Origin of the sequence: Pseudoalteromonas sp. BMB (assembly GCF_001709235.1) — a bacterium.
Lineage (GTDB): Bacteria > Pseudomonadota > Gammaproteobacteria > Enterobacterales > Alteromonadaceae > Pseudoalteromonas > Pseudoalteromonas maricaloris.
In genome coordinates this window covers 1-466 of sequence record NZ_MBQA01000020.1, presented here as the reverse complement: position 1 = coordinate 466, position 466 = coordinate 1, and the positions used below count along the sequence as shown (strand labels likewise).

1 protein-coding gene is annotated in these 466 nt (G+C 35.6%); it reads left to right on the top strand.

Translation table 11 applies throughout. The features are described from left to right. The first annotated feature begins 22 nt into the window (after positions 1 to 22). Positions 23 to 379, top strand: a complete 357-nt coding sequence (locus tag BB427_RS02195) for a hypothetical protein (RefSeq protein WP_069018802.1) — start codon at positions 23 to 25, stop codon at positions 377 to 379. The last annotated feature ends 87 nt before the right edge of the window (positions 380 to 466 follow it).

The following is a 466-nucleotide window of genomic DNA, read 5'->3' as shown; positions in this document are numbered from 1 at the left end:
TATAAGAGACAGTTAGAAGCCTATGAAGTTTAGAGTTCGAGAAGAAGATACGCATTTCTATTTAAATGAAAGGAAAAATGGTGAATATGAACTAATGCTTCATACCGGCCCTCGTTTAAGTGAAAGTGTATGTTTTTCAAAAGAGCGTTTAACTCAATTTAAAAAGTTGCTTAAAAACAGGCAGACAGGGAATATCCATCAAAAACATAAAATTTTTAGGCATTCAATTACTGTTCAAAAGCAACCTTCGTTTGTTATTGAATTAAGTCGAAATATTGAGCTGTTTGGAGCACTAATTGTAGACGAAAATTACTCTGTTAATATGTACGAAGATGATTTGGAGCAGTTGGTAAACTGGCTTGGAGAAAGCGGCTTCTAACAAGGCAATTATGCGTGGGACGTCTAAAGCTTGGCTGGCGCTCATTCTTCGCTAATTTTAGCCAAGCTTTTAAACCAGTTATTTAGG